This is a genomic window from Halocola ammonii (genome assembly GCF_049334165.1).
Lineage (GTDB): Bacteria > Bacteroidota > Bacteroidia > Flavobacteriales_D > Sanyastnellaceae > JBEGHD01.
The window spans coordinates 1-15,507 of record NZ_JBEGHD010000007.1 but is presented as its reverse complement, the minus strand read 5'-3'; the positions used below and the strand labels follow the sequence as shown (position 1 = coordinate 15,507).

Sequence of the window (15,507 nt, the reverse complement as noted above, 5' to 3'; positions counted from 1 at the left end):
TTTTTTTATTGGCCGTCATCTGAGTCATCATCTCCGTCTGCCGAAATAATCAAAACTGTCAAACCTGTAAGTAACAGTACAGCCGGCAAGCCCTTTCCCGTTTTCTCAATAGTCACATAAGAGCCTGGAGATTCTTCTGGTAAGTAAGGCAATGCGCTAACAGAACTGTAAAGCTCATATTCTTTAAAATTTGCTTCAATACCCCATACATCTGAAAAGTCCTGACTTCTGGCAATTCTCAGATGCACTCCGAATGTCATCGCTTCATAACCAAGCGGCTCTACTACGGCATTGTACATCACGCCTCCTTCACCCCAAACTCTTCTTTTCCCATGGTAGGTGAACTTCTCTGACCGAAACCAAACTGTGAATGGTCGTCTTCGTACCTCCAGATACGCACCTGGTGGTATGTAAGCTATCGATGGATCCCGTGTGATCCTGCCTCTAGCCCGACCAGTTGAAGACTCAAAGTCGTCAAAATCTATTGAAGAAGAGTTTGTTACCAGATCGATTTTTGCATCTCCATGTAAGTTACCTTTAACCTTATTGTTTTGGGTAAAAACGGATGACGACAGGTCGACAAATAAATCTTGACTTGACTGGTTGTAGATTCTCGTAGTCACCAGCATATCTCGCCCACCAATTTCAATGGTCACCTTGACATCATTCTCCTGAATCAGATAATGGTCGGTTCCTTCTTCAGCGGGTACATCGCTTGTCAGGGAGACGTACTGATAATTAGTGCAACTCGAAAGTGTAACAACCGGAAATAGAAGTAATAGTAGAATGCGAAGCATAGTATTCTTTTTTTGGTGTACCCAAAAACATCAATGATTATGCCTCTGGCCACCTAGCCCACCAGGACTAAGCTTTGGACACTTTTCAAAGCGAAAAAACTACCTGCTCTTCACCTCTTCTCGCATTCTGAACCTGATGATTATGGAGGAAGTGATAGTAAGACCTGCAATCAGGTAAATCGCATATTCCACTCCAAAAGCATCTGCCGTAATTCCAGAAATAATGGCTCCAAACGCGTAACCCAAATCGCGCCAGAGGCGAAAAGTACCGATGCTCTCAGCTCTTTGATTGGGACTCGTAGCCTGTGCAATTGCCGATAAAAACGTGGGATAGACCATTGCAGTGCCAAGACCGAGAATCACGCACAGGCCTGCAAGCACATAAAACTGACTGCTGAGAGGAATGAAAAAAATCGCAATTCCCTGCGCGAGCATTCCCCAGAAGAGCATTTTCTTTTTGGAGTATACGTCAGACATTCTTCCTGTGAAAAGCTGCCCAATTCCCCAAACGGCAGGGTAAATAGCTGTGATGATTCCCACGCTTTCGTTGTCGAAACTCAAAGACACGAGAAGGATTGGAAGCAGTCCCCAAATCATTCCGTCATTCAGGTTATTCACCAGTCCGGCCTGAGTAATCGAACTGAGCGTCTTATCCTTTAAGGTAGTGTCCCAAAAAACACTTTTGAGATCAACGGTTTTATTACTGGAGCTTTCCTTTTCCACAAACTTTCGGGTGTCTCGCACCCATATTATAGAAAGCAACAAGCCGACTACAGAAAGTACAATCCCAAGGTAAAAGGGATACGGTGTAACACCATAACGATCGGCAATCCATCCCGTGAAAAAAGCTACAATCCCCACGGCTAGATATCCTGAAAATTCGTTGAGTCCCATGGCCAGGCCTCTGTTCTTTTCTCCCACCAAATCGATTTTCATCACTACTGTGCTGCTCCAGGCAAAACCCTGACTGACTCCCAGAAGCACGTTCGCGAAAATCACCCAGTTCCAGCTCGGAGCATAAATCAAAATGAAAGGTATTGGCAGAGCAACAACCCAACCGATGACCAACATCGTTTTTCGGCCATAACGGTTGGCGAGCTTACCAGTGTAGTAATTGGCGAGTGCCTTTGCTATTCCGAAGGCGATGATAAATGAAAGGATTGCAGTTTTGGATGCCACTCCAAATTCCATCTCGGCAAACTGAGGAATGATCGTCCTCTCCATCCCCACCATGCCACCTACGAATGCGTTGACGATGACCAGAAGAGTAAATTGGAGCCAATTCTCCTTTAGACCGAGATTTACTTCCTTCGACACTATTTACTGTTTAGAGGAGGCAAAATTAAGATTAATCATTCTGTGGAGCAGTTACGAGTGTTACGAATTGACAGGAACACCACATTCCTCATCACTTAACTTTTTCAATAATAGTTGATCGAGGATATCATTCAGCCCTTGGCCAAATTGTTTTACTGAATATTCTTCCTTCGTTCTTAGGGCATTCATCGAATACTTACCATACAATTCACTATCCATTGTATGAAACCTCTCAATACCTTCACAAAAATCATTGGAATTATTGCAAAAGAATCCGTTTTCACATGGCGTTACAAACAAGCAATTTTCACCAACAGGACTTGCCAGCACAGGCACCCCGCAGGATAAATACTGCTTCACTTTAAAAGCAGACTTAGCTTTGTTGAAATCGTGATTTAACAATGGAGAAAGACCAACATCTAAAGCCGAAATTCGCTCATAAACTTCATCCTCGTTTATCCAGTCAATATTACCTGGAAACTCCAATTCAATATTTTCACGATCTTTCAAAGCCGACCTGATTTCTTCGGCATCCATTGGGTTTCTGATCCCCAAAATGGTCAGTTTTAATGGATAGCTTGAAGCCTTAAGAGCAGGAAGAAGTAATTCTGTAAAGCTCCTTTTATGACAATAGGCGGACAACGGTCCTTTATTCACACCAAAATCACCGACCCATCCAAGATGCAGAACTGAAGAGCTTTTTTCGATTGTTCTTTTTCTATGGTCGAGAACTGGTGATGTGAGTTTAAAAATATTGCTGTTAAACTGGTGAAAATGATTTTTCAAAAAGTCACTCCCGACAGTGCAGGCCGTGCATTTAGAGGCAAAGTGATAAATATTCTTCCCTTCGTATCTGATGTAATCCGCATCATCTGTATCGTAAAGCGTGTTCGTACTCCTAAATCGCAGTAACAGTTTCAGAAGTCTGGTATACAGACCGTTGTTGTGTAATTTATGGAATACAACTACAGATCTTTTCTTCCGGAAAAGGAGCACCTTGAAAAACACTAGGAGAAAGTAGCTCAGTTCATTGATCCGATATCCTGGATAAACGAAATCGAATGTTATGCCTCGATTCTGTTTTAGAAACTCAAGCGGATAGAGCCCACGACAACGAGCGCTTACACTTGTGGGATTGAAGCTCGAGAAAAAATAGATGTGTATACATCCGGAGGCATCCATAGAAAATAATCGCTAGTGAAATGTCAATTTATTAAAATCGAAAATAGACATTTCCCAAGACTACACGATACGACAAGTACAATTGCAGGCCGAAATACTTGGTTTGACTCAGGTTACAGGGCGGTAACCAACTCTGTCAACAACTCCGTCAGCTTCACCTCTGCCTTGCTGGCCACGGCAATGATTTCTTCGACATTCACCGGCTCCAGGTTGTCGGGGTCTCCGATGTCTGTGATTACTGAAATGCAAGCGCAGGGAACGCCCATGTGGTTGCAGGCAATCACTTCAGGAACTGTGCTCATGCCTACAGCATCAGCCCCAATATTTCGCAGCCAGCGATACTCTGCTCTGGTTTCAAGGTTGGGTCCCTGCACTGAGACGTAAACACCTTCGCGCAGATTGATTCCACAACCTTTGGCGTGCTTTTTCAGCTTTTCGTTGAGTTCTTTTGAATAGGGCTGGCTCATGTCTGGGAAACGCGGCCCGAGGTCATCGAGGTTTGGACCTCGAAGTGGATTCTCCGGCTGAAGATTGATGTGATCGTCAACGAGCATCAAGTCACCTTTTTGATATTCGAGGTTAACTGCTCCTGCAGCGTTAGAAAGCAGGATAGACTTTACTCCCAATACTTTCATCACTCGCACGGGAAAAACAATTTGATCCATTGAGTAGCCTTCGTAGTAGTGGTAGCGGCCCTGAAGTGCAACAACCTTTTTGCCACCCAGCGTTCCGTAAATGAGCTTTCCAAAATGGTACTCGACCGTAGCGATTGCGAAATGCGGAATGTTGGTGTAGCTTATTTCATGCTCTACATCGATCTTGTCTACTAACTTGCCAAGCCCAGTGCCAAGCACTATTCCAATTTCGGGAGCGTCAACTCCTTTAGATTTCAAATATTCAACCGTCTGTTGCAATTGGACCATCATGCTCATAAGTATTCTTTCTTTTTAACTGTCAAAAAGTTGGAAAAATAGCAAATCGAATCGAACCGCCCTTGAAACCGCTAGAGATGTTCTTTCAATTGGGTTTTCTGCAAGTCCTCAATGGTGTCTACATCTACCAATTCATCTACCAGAGCGTAAGAGAGGTTGTGTTGGTCTGCATCTTTCAGGCTAAACCTCAACACGTGTTCTGTGCTCCAGGGAATGTTCTTAAAAAGGCTCTCATGAAGTTCGTTCATCCCGATCAGGTAGTAACCTCCATCGTTTGCCGGTCCGAAAACCAGATCGTTCAATCGAAGCAATGAAAAAGCTTTGTCGAGAATTTGAGAGTTGATATCAAAGCAGTCTGTCCCGATTAGTACGGCTTGATCAATTCCATTTTTAAAAGCCCACCAGAACACATTCATCATTTTCTCGCCCAGATCTTTACCCGCCTGATACTGAACCTCAAAACCAAAATTATCTGCCAGAGAAATATCAAAGTCATCGGTGTAAAACACTACTACTCGTTCCCCGGTTTCACCGGCTCGGAGAAATGTATTTCGCAAAAGAATTTTATAGAGATCGAGCGCCTTTTGATTGCCAACAGCCTTTGCCAGTCGTGTTTTCACTTTTCCCAGCTCGGGTGGTTTCGCCATGATTAGAATGGCTCTGGATTGACGACTTTCACTCATAAGTTTTGACGCCATTAGTCAGCCACTTGCCCCACTTGTCGTTGTAGGGATGAATTTTGTTGGTAGTCGTGTCGCCCTGATAAACCGGCAGTTCCTGATTCATCCAGTAAAAAATGCCTCCGTACAAATTTTGAACGTTCGTATATCCTGCTTTCTGAAGTTGCTCTCCAATCTTGCCGCTTCGATAACCCACCGAGCAGTATATCACAATTGGTTGATCCTTTGGAATATCAGAAACACTACTCAGGTCGAAATCTTTGTAGCCCACGTATCGGGCATTTTTGATGTGAGACACCTCGTATTCTTCTCTCGCTCTCGAGTCGAGAAAAACAACGGTGTCGGCATCAAACTCAGATGGCTTTACAGTAGGCACATTTTTGTCCGCCATGCTCGAGGCCATCGCATCAAAAGTTTCGTGTTGAGAACAGCCCATAGCGGAGAAACCAAATATCATTGCGGCCGTAGCCAGGTTTTTAATCCGATTTTTCATTGCGGAAAAGGTAACACTTCAAATTTGAAAATCATCACTTTCCATTTAAGTTCCAGTCGTACTCTTTGTAGCTCACGCTAGCATCAGCACTGATTTCAGTTTTGCTGTATTTATTGAGCCAGTCGATCAAACTGCCATTTTTAGTAAAGTCCTCCTTGTACCATTCGAAAATCTTAGAAACGGCAACTGCGTTGGAAGTTATTCTGTTTTTCTCAGAATTATTGACAAATTCTGTTGTGAGCTTTTCGAGTTGCTGATCAATATTCTCTGCTGTAAAAGCGCGGTTACTCAACTTCGGACAAGAGATGGAGGCGCAGTTCACACCGAAGTGAATTCGCGGATCGCCAAAAGGCTTTCTCAGCATTTCATTCTCTATCTCGTTCAATGAAAAAGTGCGACTGCCAATTTTGATGAACTTCTTCTCGAAAGGCTTTTCGAGGTCCATAATTGATTTCAACGGATGATTCTCTGTCACCAGCTTGATGGCAAAGGCGTTGTAAGCGTTAATCCAATAAGCCATCTTTTCTTCATCACTCCAGTCTGATTGGGGAGTCATTTTTTGAAGAACGGTAATGTAACGGCTAAATCGCGGATCATTTTTAAACCCCGAGTAATCCACCATTCCGTCATTGCTCACATATTTTTGGAGAAGCTCATCCCAAACCTGATGCATTTGATTGGAGTCATCTTCAGCTCTGGCCAAATTCATAAAAGAAAATGCACTGATGAAAAGTGCTGCTAAAATCATTTTGGTTTTCAACATGTTATCAAATTTTTGTTTGATCAAAAGTAGTGGAGATTCGTCACGAATCGATCACGAAATCAAGGACGCTACATCACATTGCAGGCCAAATTTCACTGGAGAAATACCCCAGCTCCTTGCAAGTTCATCATTTTTCAATGAATTTCGCAGCGAACCGAAATAGAAAACAATGATTAAAGTAGGAATATTAGGTGCAGGTGCTATGGGAAGTGGAATTGCACAAGTGGCCTCGCAGGCAGGTCACAAGGTTGTGCTTTCTGACAAAAACACCGATGCACTGAAAACATCGCAGGAGAAGCTTTCAAAAATCATGAGCCGTCTGGTCGAAAAAGGTAAAATCGATGACAAGCGGAAAAAAGAAATTGAAGGCAACATTTCCTACACTGAAAATCTCGTTGACTTTTCGGAGTGCCAGTTGGTAATTGAAGCGATCGTAGAAAAAATCGATGTGAAGAAAGCGGTTTTTGAAAACCTGGAGGAAATCGTTGATGATGAAGCTGTGCTGGCATCGAACACCTCATCGCTGTCCATTGCTTCAATAGCTGCAGCTTGCAAAATGCCGGAGCGAGTAATTGGAATTCACTTTTTCAATCCTGCTCCGTTGATGCCTCTTGTGGAAATTATTCCAGCTGTTCAAACTTCTGACGAAACAACCAAAAAATCGCGTGTACTCATTGATTCCTGGAAGAAGAAAACAGTGCTCGCCAAAGACACACCCGGATTTATCGTCAACCGCGTTGCTCGTCCTTTTTACGGAGAAGCACTTCGAATCTACGATGAAGGTTTTGCCGATTTCGCCACTATCGACTGGGCCATGAAAGAAATTGGCGGTTTCCGCATGGGCCCGTTCGAACTGATGGATTTCATCGGAAACGATGTGAATTACGCAGTGACTGAATCAGTTTTCCAGGCTTTCTACAACGACCCACGCTACAAGCCATCATTCACTCAAAAGCGCCATGCAGAAGCAGGCTGGCTGGGAAGAAAAACAAACAGGGGCTATTACGACTATTCTGCCGATGCAAAAGAAGCAGAGCCAAACAAGGACAAGGAACTGGGAGAAAACATTGTTTGGAGAATTCTCGTGATGCTTATCAATGAAGCAGCGGATGCGCTTTATATGAATATCGCCTCCAGAGATGACATCGACCTGGCCATGACCAAAGGGGTGAACTATCCTAAAGGTCTCCTGAAGTGGGCAGATGAAAAAGGTATTGATCACTGCGTGGAAACGATGGATCGCCTGTATGACGAGTACCACGAAGATCGCTATCGCTGCAGCCCGATGTTGAGAAAAATGCAAAAGGACGGGAAGACGTTCTATTAGAATTACGAATTAATGATCATCCCTAATTAAGGTTAACCATTGGTCTATTGGAGATAAAGTAGAAATTGATCATTGCAGCAGCTTGACGCTCGTGTTCGGAGGTGCAGTGCCCGTGGTGTTTGAGATAAAGTTGTTTACCGGGCATTTTGAATTTATGCTATTAAAGTCCCAGCGGGACGACACTTTGGTAGATAATCGGTTTGTTGGAATTATGTGCTAAGTCCCAGAGGGACGACATTATGGTCTAAGAGTTATTTCGCACAAAGTCGCCACGTCCATAAATGCAAATTACCCGTTGCAATTTGCTTATTGCCGATTGCCCATTACCTAGCTACGCCCTAATCTTCTTCCAAAGCAAAACAATACCCACAGCACCTGTAGCAGCAATTACTGTTAGAATCCAGGCCAGAAGGTAGTTACTGTAAAGAAAGCTTCCGGTGGCAAAAAGGGCAGAATAAACCGTAGCACAGCCGATGACCATGCCTAAAATTTCGGCCGGTAGACTGCTGCCACTTGACGGCAAATCTTCAATATTCAAATCGGAATCGAGCTGACCACTGTTGTTTCTAAAGAGTTTCTTCCAGCCGCTTCCGTATGGTCTGATGAGCTTGTAAAAACTTAGGAGCTTATCTGTGTCAGTTGGTGGTGTGAGTAGCGTGGCCAGCACCCAACCTACTGTTGTAACTCCGAGACCAATTAGAAGCTCTTGCCAACTTTCGAGACCCGTATCGCTTCCGACCAAAACCAAGGCTACGATGAATGAAATCACCATTCCTGAAATCTCGCTGTACGCATTAATTCTCCACCAAAACCAACGCAGGATAAAAATCAATCCGGTGCCCGCTCCGATCTGCAACATAATTTGAAAAACATCCATCGCTGACTCTAAAAAAAGTGCCAGCACAGCTGCAAGCATCATCAACACCACGGTCGATATCCGACCAACCCAAACCTGATCTTTTTCTGAAGCGTCTGGATTGACAAATCGCACGAAAAAATCATTGACTACGTAACTACTTCCCCAGTTCAGGTGAGTAGAAATAGTGCTCATAAAAGCTGCGATTAGCGAGGCCACTACCAGTCCGAGCAACCCCGCAGGAAGGTACGTCAACATAGCTGGGTAAGCCATGTCGTGACCAAGCTTATTCAAAGGCACATCGGGAAAAGCCTTTTGAAGAGAAGCCAACCCCTCTCCTTCTATCGAGGTCATCGGAAAAACAATCAGCGAAGCAAGTGCGATGATAATCCAGGGCCACGGACGCAAAGCGTAGTGAGCAATGTTGAAAAATAGTGTAGCTCCAATGGCGTGACTTTCATTCTTTGCCGAGAGCATACGTTGAGCAATGTAGCCTCCACCGCCAGGCTCTGCTCCCGGATACCAAACGCTCCACCATTGCACTGCGAGTGGAATGATAAACAGAGGTATCAGTTCTTTGGGATTGTTGAAATCTGGAAGAAAATTAGTGTGATCAATAACCAGCTCATTTTCCATAAGCCCTGTTAGGCCGCCAATCTGAGGCAAATCTAGAATCACGTTCGCTGCCCAAATGGCTCCAATAATTGCGATGAAGAATTGGAAGAAATCCGTTAGAATCACGCCTCGCAATCCACCTAGAGCTGAGTAGGCAACAGTTACAATGGAAGCGATCACAACAGTTTCATAGGGATTGAGGCCGAGCAACACACCGCCAATTTTGATGGCTGCAAGAGTGACGCTCGCCATTATCACCACATTAAAAAACACTCCAAGGTAAAGCGCTCGAAATCCCCGCAGAATGGCAGCTTCTTTTCCGCTGTAGCGCAATTCGTAAAACTCGAGGTCGGTGAGTACGCCCGATCTTCGCCAGAGCTTGGCGTAAATAAAAACCGTGAGCATTCCAGTCAGGAGAAAAGCCCACCACTGCCAGTTTCCCGAAACTCCTTGTTGGCGAACAATGTCTGTAACCAGATTGGGCGTATCAGCAGAGAAAGTTGTTGCAACCATTGAAACACCCAGCAACCACCACGGCATGTTCCTTCCTGAAAGGAAAAACTCCTTGCTGCTTTTGCCTGCTTTTCTGGACGTGATAATTCCAATTGTCAGAGTGATGACAAAAAAGACGGCAACGATCGACCAGTCAAGGGCGGTAAGATTCATAAGCTAACGTTGATAGAATTGAGGATGACTGTTTAGTACCGTTTAATAATTCTGAGCTGATGCGTGTAGCGCTTCTTGTTCCGATCGTAAATACCCTGATGATCGAGCTGATTAATTCGCACCCGACCTGAAGCGTGAATTATTTCCTTTCCACCGTTTACACCGTCTAAAACAATTCCCACGTGCGTGATTCTTCCCTCGGAATTATCAAAAAAAGCGAGATCTCCAGTTTCGGCCTCTTCTATAAACGCCACAGTTTCACCTTGCTCGGCCTGTTGCCAGGCATCGCGCTTCAAATTGATTCCCGCAAGTGAAAAAACAACCTGCACAAGTCCGCTGCAATCGATGCCCCACTGCGTTTTTCCTCCCCACAGGTAAGGTGTATTCAAATAGCCTTTCGCCACTTCAGGGATTTTTTCCTTTGAAATAGGTGAAACTTTACAATCCGATTGAAATTTCTGGTTGCGAATTTTAAAATGACCTTTTCCATAAAAAGGCAGAACAGCTCCCACTGGTAATAGTAGGTCTCCGGTTTCGAAGCCGCCTGATGAGCTGAAGCTGGTTACTCTCGGAAATTCATTGAGCCTATACTCATCGAATTCAGCATGAGTAATCTCCACAAATTGCTTTTTATCGATCCAACAGACGTATTCATCGAAATTATTCTTCACCTGGACCCACTTTTCTTTTTCGTCCTCAATGGAGTACACTTCACCAAGGAGTAACTGGGTAACCATTTCTGAAGAATCACGTGGTTCCTTTCTGCCTGGAATCACCGCCAGGTCTACAATTCCGAATCCATTCATAACTTTCATTTCACTGCTCGAAAATACACTTTTTACAACGTATTGATGGTCAGATTTTAATCTTCTAAAACAGCGTATTGGTCCTTTATTTAATTTTTTTCGTCTATTGATTTGGTAGATTCATCGAAATTGACTTATCTTTGCAGTCGACTACTGAAAACAGTCTTATCTATCTACACATCTCTTCTTGTAGGGCTTACCTCAAAAATCAACTTTATTAACAAAAACTTAAAGTATGAGGTATTCTACAACTTCTTTCGGTGCAAGTGACAATTGTTGCACTACGCCCGTTAGAAAATTTTCTCGAGGAAACCTGGCTGTGATGCTGGTAAGTTTCCTTTTTGTGTTACTAAGCACTAATGAACTTAGTGCTCAAGCTGCCTTTTTGCGTTCCCAGCAAAATCTATGGGGATTCAGTTCAGGAGCTTCTTCTAATGCTATGGACGCTGTCTTCGGTAGCGGAAACTGGGATGATCTCCGTTTCGAGACAGTAAACGCTGGCGACCTTTTTGCCAACCACGACTTCATTTATATGGAAGGTGGAGATGCAGGCGCCAATGAAATGGAAGCTTTTATTCAGGCCAATCAGGCTGCTATGGAAAGCTGGGTTTCTAGTGGAGGCCACCTTTTAATCAATGCCGCTCCTAATGAAGGTGATGGTATGGATTTCGGGTTTGGTATTTCACTTAACTATCCATCATTCGTTGATATGGGTGAAGCTGTTGACACAAACCACCCAGCTTATGATGGTGTGGCTTCTGTGATCGATGGAAGCTGGTTTGGCCACGCAATTATTTGCCCGGCTGGTATGACCGGAATCACAAAGGACTCAGCTGACGACACCAAGATTGTTTTTGCTGAAATGCCTTATGGCAATGGATTGGTAGTAGCTGGTGGTGCAACAATTCCTTATTTCGGAAGCTGGACTCCACAACCAGACGCTGTGAATTTTGTAAACAACCTCGTTGGATATGCCGCTGAAGGCGCCAACACTTGCTCTATCGCTCTGACTTGCCCAGAGGATGCAGTTGTAGAGTGTGGTGACGACATTTCTGTTGAGTCTCTAGGAGACGTTTCTTTTGAAAGCTCTTGCGATGGCGAAGCCGTTGTTGAAGTTTCTGAAGTGTACACTGAAGGTTGCCCGGCAATCCTCGAGCGTACTTTCACTGTTTCTGTTGGAGACCTTTCTGAGTCTTGCACACAGACAATTGAAATTTTCGACCTCGATGCTCCAGAACTCGATGAGTTTGTTGCTGAACTGACTGTTAGCTGCCTCGAAGAAGTGCCAGCTCCAGAGCAGCTTTCTGCTACTGATGCATGCAGCGAAGAATCTGTTGAAGTTGAAGCCTTCGAGTCTAACACCGGAGAGCTTATTTCTACTTGCGATCTTTCAACTGCTTTCGGACCAGGTGCCGATTGGAGTGTTTGGTTGGATGATTTCTCTTACGCTTCCAGCGATCACTTCGTATGGGATGCTAACGGTGGAACTTTCGATCAGTTCGCTGACGGTACTGCTCACCTCTACGGTACAGTAGTTAATGACATGAACCCAAGCGAATCTTTCTATGTTGATTTTTGGTTCCAAAATGCTAGCGACTGGGATACCTGGTCAGGTATGGGACGTCTTTACAAAGATGACCTCGGAATTGCCGGAACTAACTACGAAGACTGGACTTACTACGAAATGGCTGACGGTTTCTCAACCCTCACAGGATTGGGTGACTTTGCTGGTGATGTTTTGAACTTCTACCACATGCCATCTGACTACACGTTCGGTTTCCAAATTGGTGAAGCTGCCAACAACAAAAACACCAACTACGGTCTTTCAGGATGGTTTACTTACACAGGAACTGTTGACGGACAATACGTAGAAGGTCACGGTGACGTGAACGTTGATGCTGAGTGTGAAGAGCAGCAAGAATCTGACTGCCCTAACAACACTGAGTTCACTTACCTCTACCGCGCATCTGACGATTGCGGTAACCAGGTAGTTGAAACACAGACTATCACTGTGAATGATGAAACTGCTCCAGTATTCACTGTAGTTCCTGAGGACTTCACAGTAGAATGCGATGAGCTTCCTGTTGAACTCTTCGAAGGAGTTGAAGCGGAAGATAACTGCGTTGGAGACGTTTCTATCGAATACGTTGGTGAAGAACAAAACGGTGAAGGATGTGAGTACACTCTTACTCGCACATGGATTGCCGAAGATATTTGCGGAAACACCGCAATTCACGAACAAGTGATCACTGTAGTAGACACTACTGCACCGGAATTCACTTTCGTTCCTGAAGATATTACTTACGAATGTGATGAAGATGTAGCTGTTGTTTTGGCTGAAGCCGAAGACAACTGCCAGGATGTTGAAGTAACTTACGAAGACGCAGTTTCGGGAGATTCTTGCGAAACTATCATCGAGCGTACTTTCTACGCGAACGATGGTTGCGAAAACGTAGCTACTGCAACTCAAATCATCACTGTAGTAGACACTACTGCTCCAGTTTTCGATCCTTTCGATGTTCAGCTTTTTGTTGAATGCGATGAAACGGATCAAATTTTTGTTTCTGCTCAGGACAACTGCCAGGATGTTGATATCACTTACGAAGATCAACTTCAATCAGGTGGATGCCTCGGTGTATTGGTTCGTACCTACACTGCCGATGACGGATGCGGAAACACATCAACTGCAACTCAGTACATCACTATTACCGACACTACTGCCCCAGAAATTGTGGGTGTACCAGAAAGCGGTACTGTAGAGTGCGATGAGATCCCAACTCCAGAAGTTACGGCTACTGATGCTTGCGGATACGATGTAGAGCTTGAGTTTACAGAAGAAATCATTGAAGGTGACTGCCCACAGAACTACACTATCGTGTGGAACTGGGTTGCTACTGACTACTGCGAAAACGTAAGTGAAGCTTCTGCAACTATTGTTGTTGAAGACACTACTTCTCCAGTATTTACTTCTTTCCCAGAAAACGAAGTTGTTGAGTGCAGCGATGAACTACCAGAAGTAGTTTACCCAACTGCTGAAGACAACTGCGGTGAAGTAAATATCGAAATGACTGAAGAAATCGTTGATGGTGAGTGCGAAAGCGAATACACCCTCAACAGAATCTTCCGCGGATTTGATGAGTGCGGAAACGAAGTAATTGCTACTCAAACAATCGAGGTAGTAGACACGACTGCTCCTGTATTCGAAGTAGAGTTGTCAAACGAAACTTTCGAGTGCAGCGATGATATTCCAGTAGTACTTCCTGCTGCTTCAGACAACTGCTCTGACGTGGAGGTATCTTACTCTGATAGCGAAGAAGTGATGAACGAAGAGTGCCCACAGGCTTATAGCTTTGTAAGAACTTACACTGCTGTTGACGCTTGCGGAAACGAATCTTCAATCTCACACACCATCTTCGTTGAAGACACTACTGCTCCAGTATTTGGAGAGTACGAAATCGAAATCGACATGGCTTGCGATAACATCGTAGCTACTGAAATCCCAGTTTCTGACAACTGCGGTGAAGTTTCAGTTTCTTACAATGACGAGCCGGTTTCTGGTGGATGCACAGGTCGTATCATCCGTACTTTTGTAGCGGTTGACGAGTGTGGTAACGAAGCAAGTGCAGAGCAAATCATCACACTTGTTGATGAAACTGCACCAGAGTTCTTCGACATGCCAGAAGACTTCACAATCGAGTGTGTTGATTTCGAAGGTTTGGAAGACATTCTTGTTTACCTCGATGAAATTGATACTTCATTCCCTTACGCTCTTGACAACTGTACAGATTCTGCGAATGTAGAATTCACTTACGAGCCATTCCTCGTAACAGAAGGTCTTGAGTGCCCTGTAGTTGCTGAGTGCGGAAAAACTTTCACAGCGACCGATAACTGTGGAAACACCGTAGTGCACACTTTCACAGTGACTATCGTTGACAACACTGCTCCAGAGTTCACTTTCGTTCCTGAAGCTGCTTCTTACAGCTGCGATGAGGAAGTAGTTTACGAAGATGCAGAAGCTGTTGACGTTTGTTCAGGTGCTACTGTTTCAGTAGAAGCTGACACACTTGCTGGTGACTGCCCAGGTAACTACACAATCGTTAGAACTTTCACTGCTGTAGACGGATGCGGAAACGAATCTTCTGCTAGCCAGGAAATCTCTATCTACGATGAAACTGCTCCAGAATTTGATTTCGTTCCAGAAAACGTAACTGTAGAGTGCGATGCTGAGCTGCCATCAGATATGGCTACAGCAACTGACAACTGCGGTTCTGTTTCTGTTTCTTTCGAAGATTCAGTTGACGAATCAACTTGCGAGACAGTAATCGTGAGAACTTTCACTGCTGTTGATGACTGCGGAAATGAAGCTACGGCTCAGCAAATCATCACTGTAGTGGACACTACCGCTCCTGTAATTGAAGGTGAAATTGAAGTTGACATGGCTTGCGACAATATTGATGACAGCATCATGATCGAAGCTACTGACAACTGTAACGATGTAACTATCACTTACACCGAGACAGGTGTTTCTGGTGGATGCGCTGGTCGTATCATCCGTGACTACGTTGCTACTGATGCTTGCGGTAACTCATCTGAGTTCCAGCAAATCATCACACTTATCGATGAAGTTGCTCCGGTATTCACTTCTTTCCCAGAAGACCTCACTGTAGAATGCAGCGAAGTTCCTTCTGTTGATGGAGTTCAAATCGGATTTGACGATAACTGCACTGACGTGACTCTTTCTTACGATGGTGAAACTATCATCGAAGGTGACTGCGCTGGTGAGTACACAATCGAACGCACATGGACAATCACTGATGCTTGCGCTAACGCTACTAGCCAAACGCAAACCATCAACGTGATCGATACTACTGCTCCTGAGTTGTTTGTTCCTGCTGACGCTGCTTATAGCTGCGATGAGGACATCAACTACGCAGGTGCTGAATACTCTGACAACTGCTCTGATGTAACGCTAGAAGTTGCTGTAGACACCATCGCTGGTGACTGCGCGCAAAACTTCACTATCGTTCGCACTTTCACTGCTACTGATGCTTGCGGTAACAGCACTGTTGATTC

11 protein-coding genes are annotated in these 15,507 nt (G+C 44.5%); 2 read left to right on the top strand and 9 right to left on the bottom strand.

Annotated elements, in window-relative coordinates:
* Positions 1 to 5 precede the first annotated feature (5 nt).
* From ABHV44_RS08345 to ABHV44_RS08315, 7 genes are all read right to left on the bottom strand, one after another.
* On the bottom strand, positions 6 to 797 hold the full coding sequence (locus ABHV44_RS08345) for a hypothetical protein (RefSeq protein ID WP_459074218.1): 792 nt from the start codon (positions 795 to 797) through the stop codon (positions 6 to 8).
* A 99-nt stretch (positions 798 to 896) separates the two neighbouring features.
* Positions 897 to 2,114 carry an MFS transporter gene (locus ABHV44_RS08340; RefSeq protein ID WP_459074217.1) on the bottom strand — a complete coding sequence of 406 codons (1,218 nt, stop codon included), beginning with the start codon at positions 2,112 to 2,114 and terminating at the stop codon, positions 897 to 899.
* Positions 2,115 to 2,174: 60 nt separating this feature from the next.
* Positions 2,175 to 2,900, bottom strand: a complete 726-nt coding sequence (locus ABHV44_RS08335) for a glycosyltransferase (protein WP_459074216.1) — start codon at positions 2,898 to 2,900, stop codon at positions 2,175 to 2,177.
* 509 nt (positions 2,901 to 3,409) lie between these two features.
* Positions 3,410 to 4,222 carry a purine-nucleoside phosphorylase gene (locus tag ABHV44_RS08330; protein ID WP_459074406.1) on the bottom strand — a complete coding sequence of 271 codons (813 nt, stop codon included), beginning with the start codon at positions 4,220 to 4,222 and terminating at the stop codon, positions 3,410 to 3,412.
* A 77-nt stretch (positions 4,223 to 4,299) separates the two neighbouring features.
* Positions 4,300 to 4,911, bottom strand: a complete 612-nt coding sequence (locus ABHV44_RS08325; protein ID WP_459074215.1) for a TIGR04282 family arsenosugar biosynthesis glycosyltransferase — start codon at positions 4,909 to 4,911, stop codon at positions 4,300 to 4,302.
* Positions 4,904 to 5,401, bottom strand: a complete 498-nt coding sequence (locus tag ABHV44_RS08320; protein ID WP_459074214.1) for a rhodanese-like domain-containing protein — start codon at positions 5,399 to 5,401, stop codon at positions 4,904 to 4,906. The genes ABHV44_RS08325 and ABHV44_RS08320 overlap by 8 nt, the downstream gene beginning before the upstream one ends.
* A 34-nt stretch (positions 5,402 to 5,435) precedes the next feature.
* The gene (locus ABHV44_RS08315; RefSeq protein WP_459074213.1) at positions 5,436 to 6,164 is read right to left on the bottom strand and encodes a DUF547 domain-containing protein; all 729 of its coding nucleotides are present in this window, start codon (positions 6,162 to 6,164) and stop codon (positions 5,436 to 5,438) included.
* 172 nt (positions 6,165 to 6,336) lie between these two features.
* On the opposite strand from ABHV44_RS08315, the gene ABHV44_RS08310 reads away from it, so the two are divergent.
* The gene (locus ABHV44_RS08310) at positions 6,337 to 7,491 is read left to right on the top strand and encodes a 3-hydroxyacyl-CoA dehydrogenase NAD-binding domain-containing protein (protein WP_459074405.1); all 1,155 of its coding nucleotides are present in this window, start codon (positions 6,337 to 6,339) and stop codon (positions 7,489 to 7,491) included.
* Positions 7,492 to 7,822: 331 nt separating this feature from the next.
* Here the strand turns inward: ABHV44_RS08310 and ABHV44_RS08305 are convergent, their stop codons facing one another.
* Both ABHV44_RS08305 and ABHV44_RS08300 read right to left on the bottom strand, forming a co-directional pair.
* The gene (locus ABHV44_RS08305) at positions 7,823 to 9,628 is read right to left on the bottom strand and encodes a sodium:solute symporter family protein (RefSeq protein WP_459074212.1); all 1,806 of its coding nucleotides are present in this window, start codon (positions 9,626 to 9,628) and stop codon (positions 7,823 to 7,825) included.
* A 32-nt stretch (positions 9,629 to 9,660) separates the two neighbouring features.
* On the bottom strand, positions 9,661 to 10,434 hold the full coding sequence (locus ABHV44_RS08300) for a C40 family peptidase (RefSeq protein ID WP_459074211.1): 774 nt from the start codon (positions 10,432 to 10,434) through the stop codon (positions 9,661 to 9,663).
* Positions 10,435 to 10,669: 235 nt separating this feature from the next.
* On the opposite strand from ABHV44_RS08300, the gene ABHV44_RS08295 reads away from it, so the two are divergent.
* A partial coding sequence (locus ABHV44_RS08295) for an HYR-like domain-containing protein (RefSeq protein WP_459074210.1) occupies positions 10,670 to 15,507 on the top strand: 4,838 nt, incomplete at its 3' end.

Excerpts from the sequence above, each read along its gene's own strand:
- ABHV44_RS08305 (WP_459074212.1), bottom strand. The coding sequence starts at position 9,628 with ATGAATCTTACCGCCCTTGACTGGTCGATCGTTGCCGTCTTTTTTGTC.
- ABHV44_RS08330 (WP_459074406.1), bottom strand. The coding sequence starts at position 4,222 with ATGATGGTCCAATTGCAACAGACGGTTGAATATTTGAAATCTAAAGGA.
- ABHV44_RS08300 (WP_459074211.1), bottom strand. The coding sequence starts at position 10,434 with ATGAATGGATTCGGAATTGTAGACCTGGCGGTGATTCCAGGCAGAAAG.
- ABHV44_RS08320 (WP_459074214.1), bottom strand. The coding sequence starts at position 5,401 with ATGAAAAATCGGATTAAAAACCTGGCTACGGCCGCAATGATATTTGGT.
- ABHV44_RS08325 (WP_459074215.1), bottom strand. The coding sequence starts at position 4,911 with ATGAGTGAAAGTCGTCAATCCAGAGCCATTCTAATCATGGCGAAACCA.
- ABHV44_RS08345 (WP_459074218.1), bottom strand. The coding sequence starts at position 797 with ATGCTTCGCATTCTACTATTACTTCTATTTCCGGTTGTTACACTTTCG.
- ABHV44_RS08315 (WP_459074213.1), bottom strand. The coding sequence starts at position 6,164 with ATGTTGAAAACCAAAATGATTTTAGCAGCACTTTTCATCAGTGCATTT.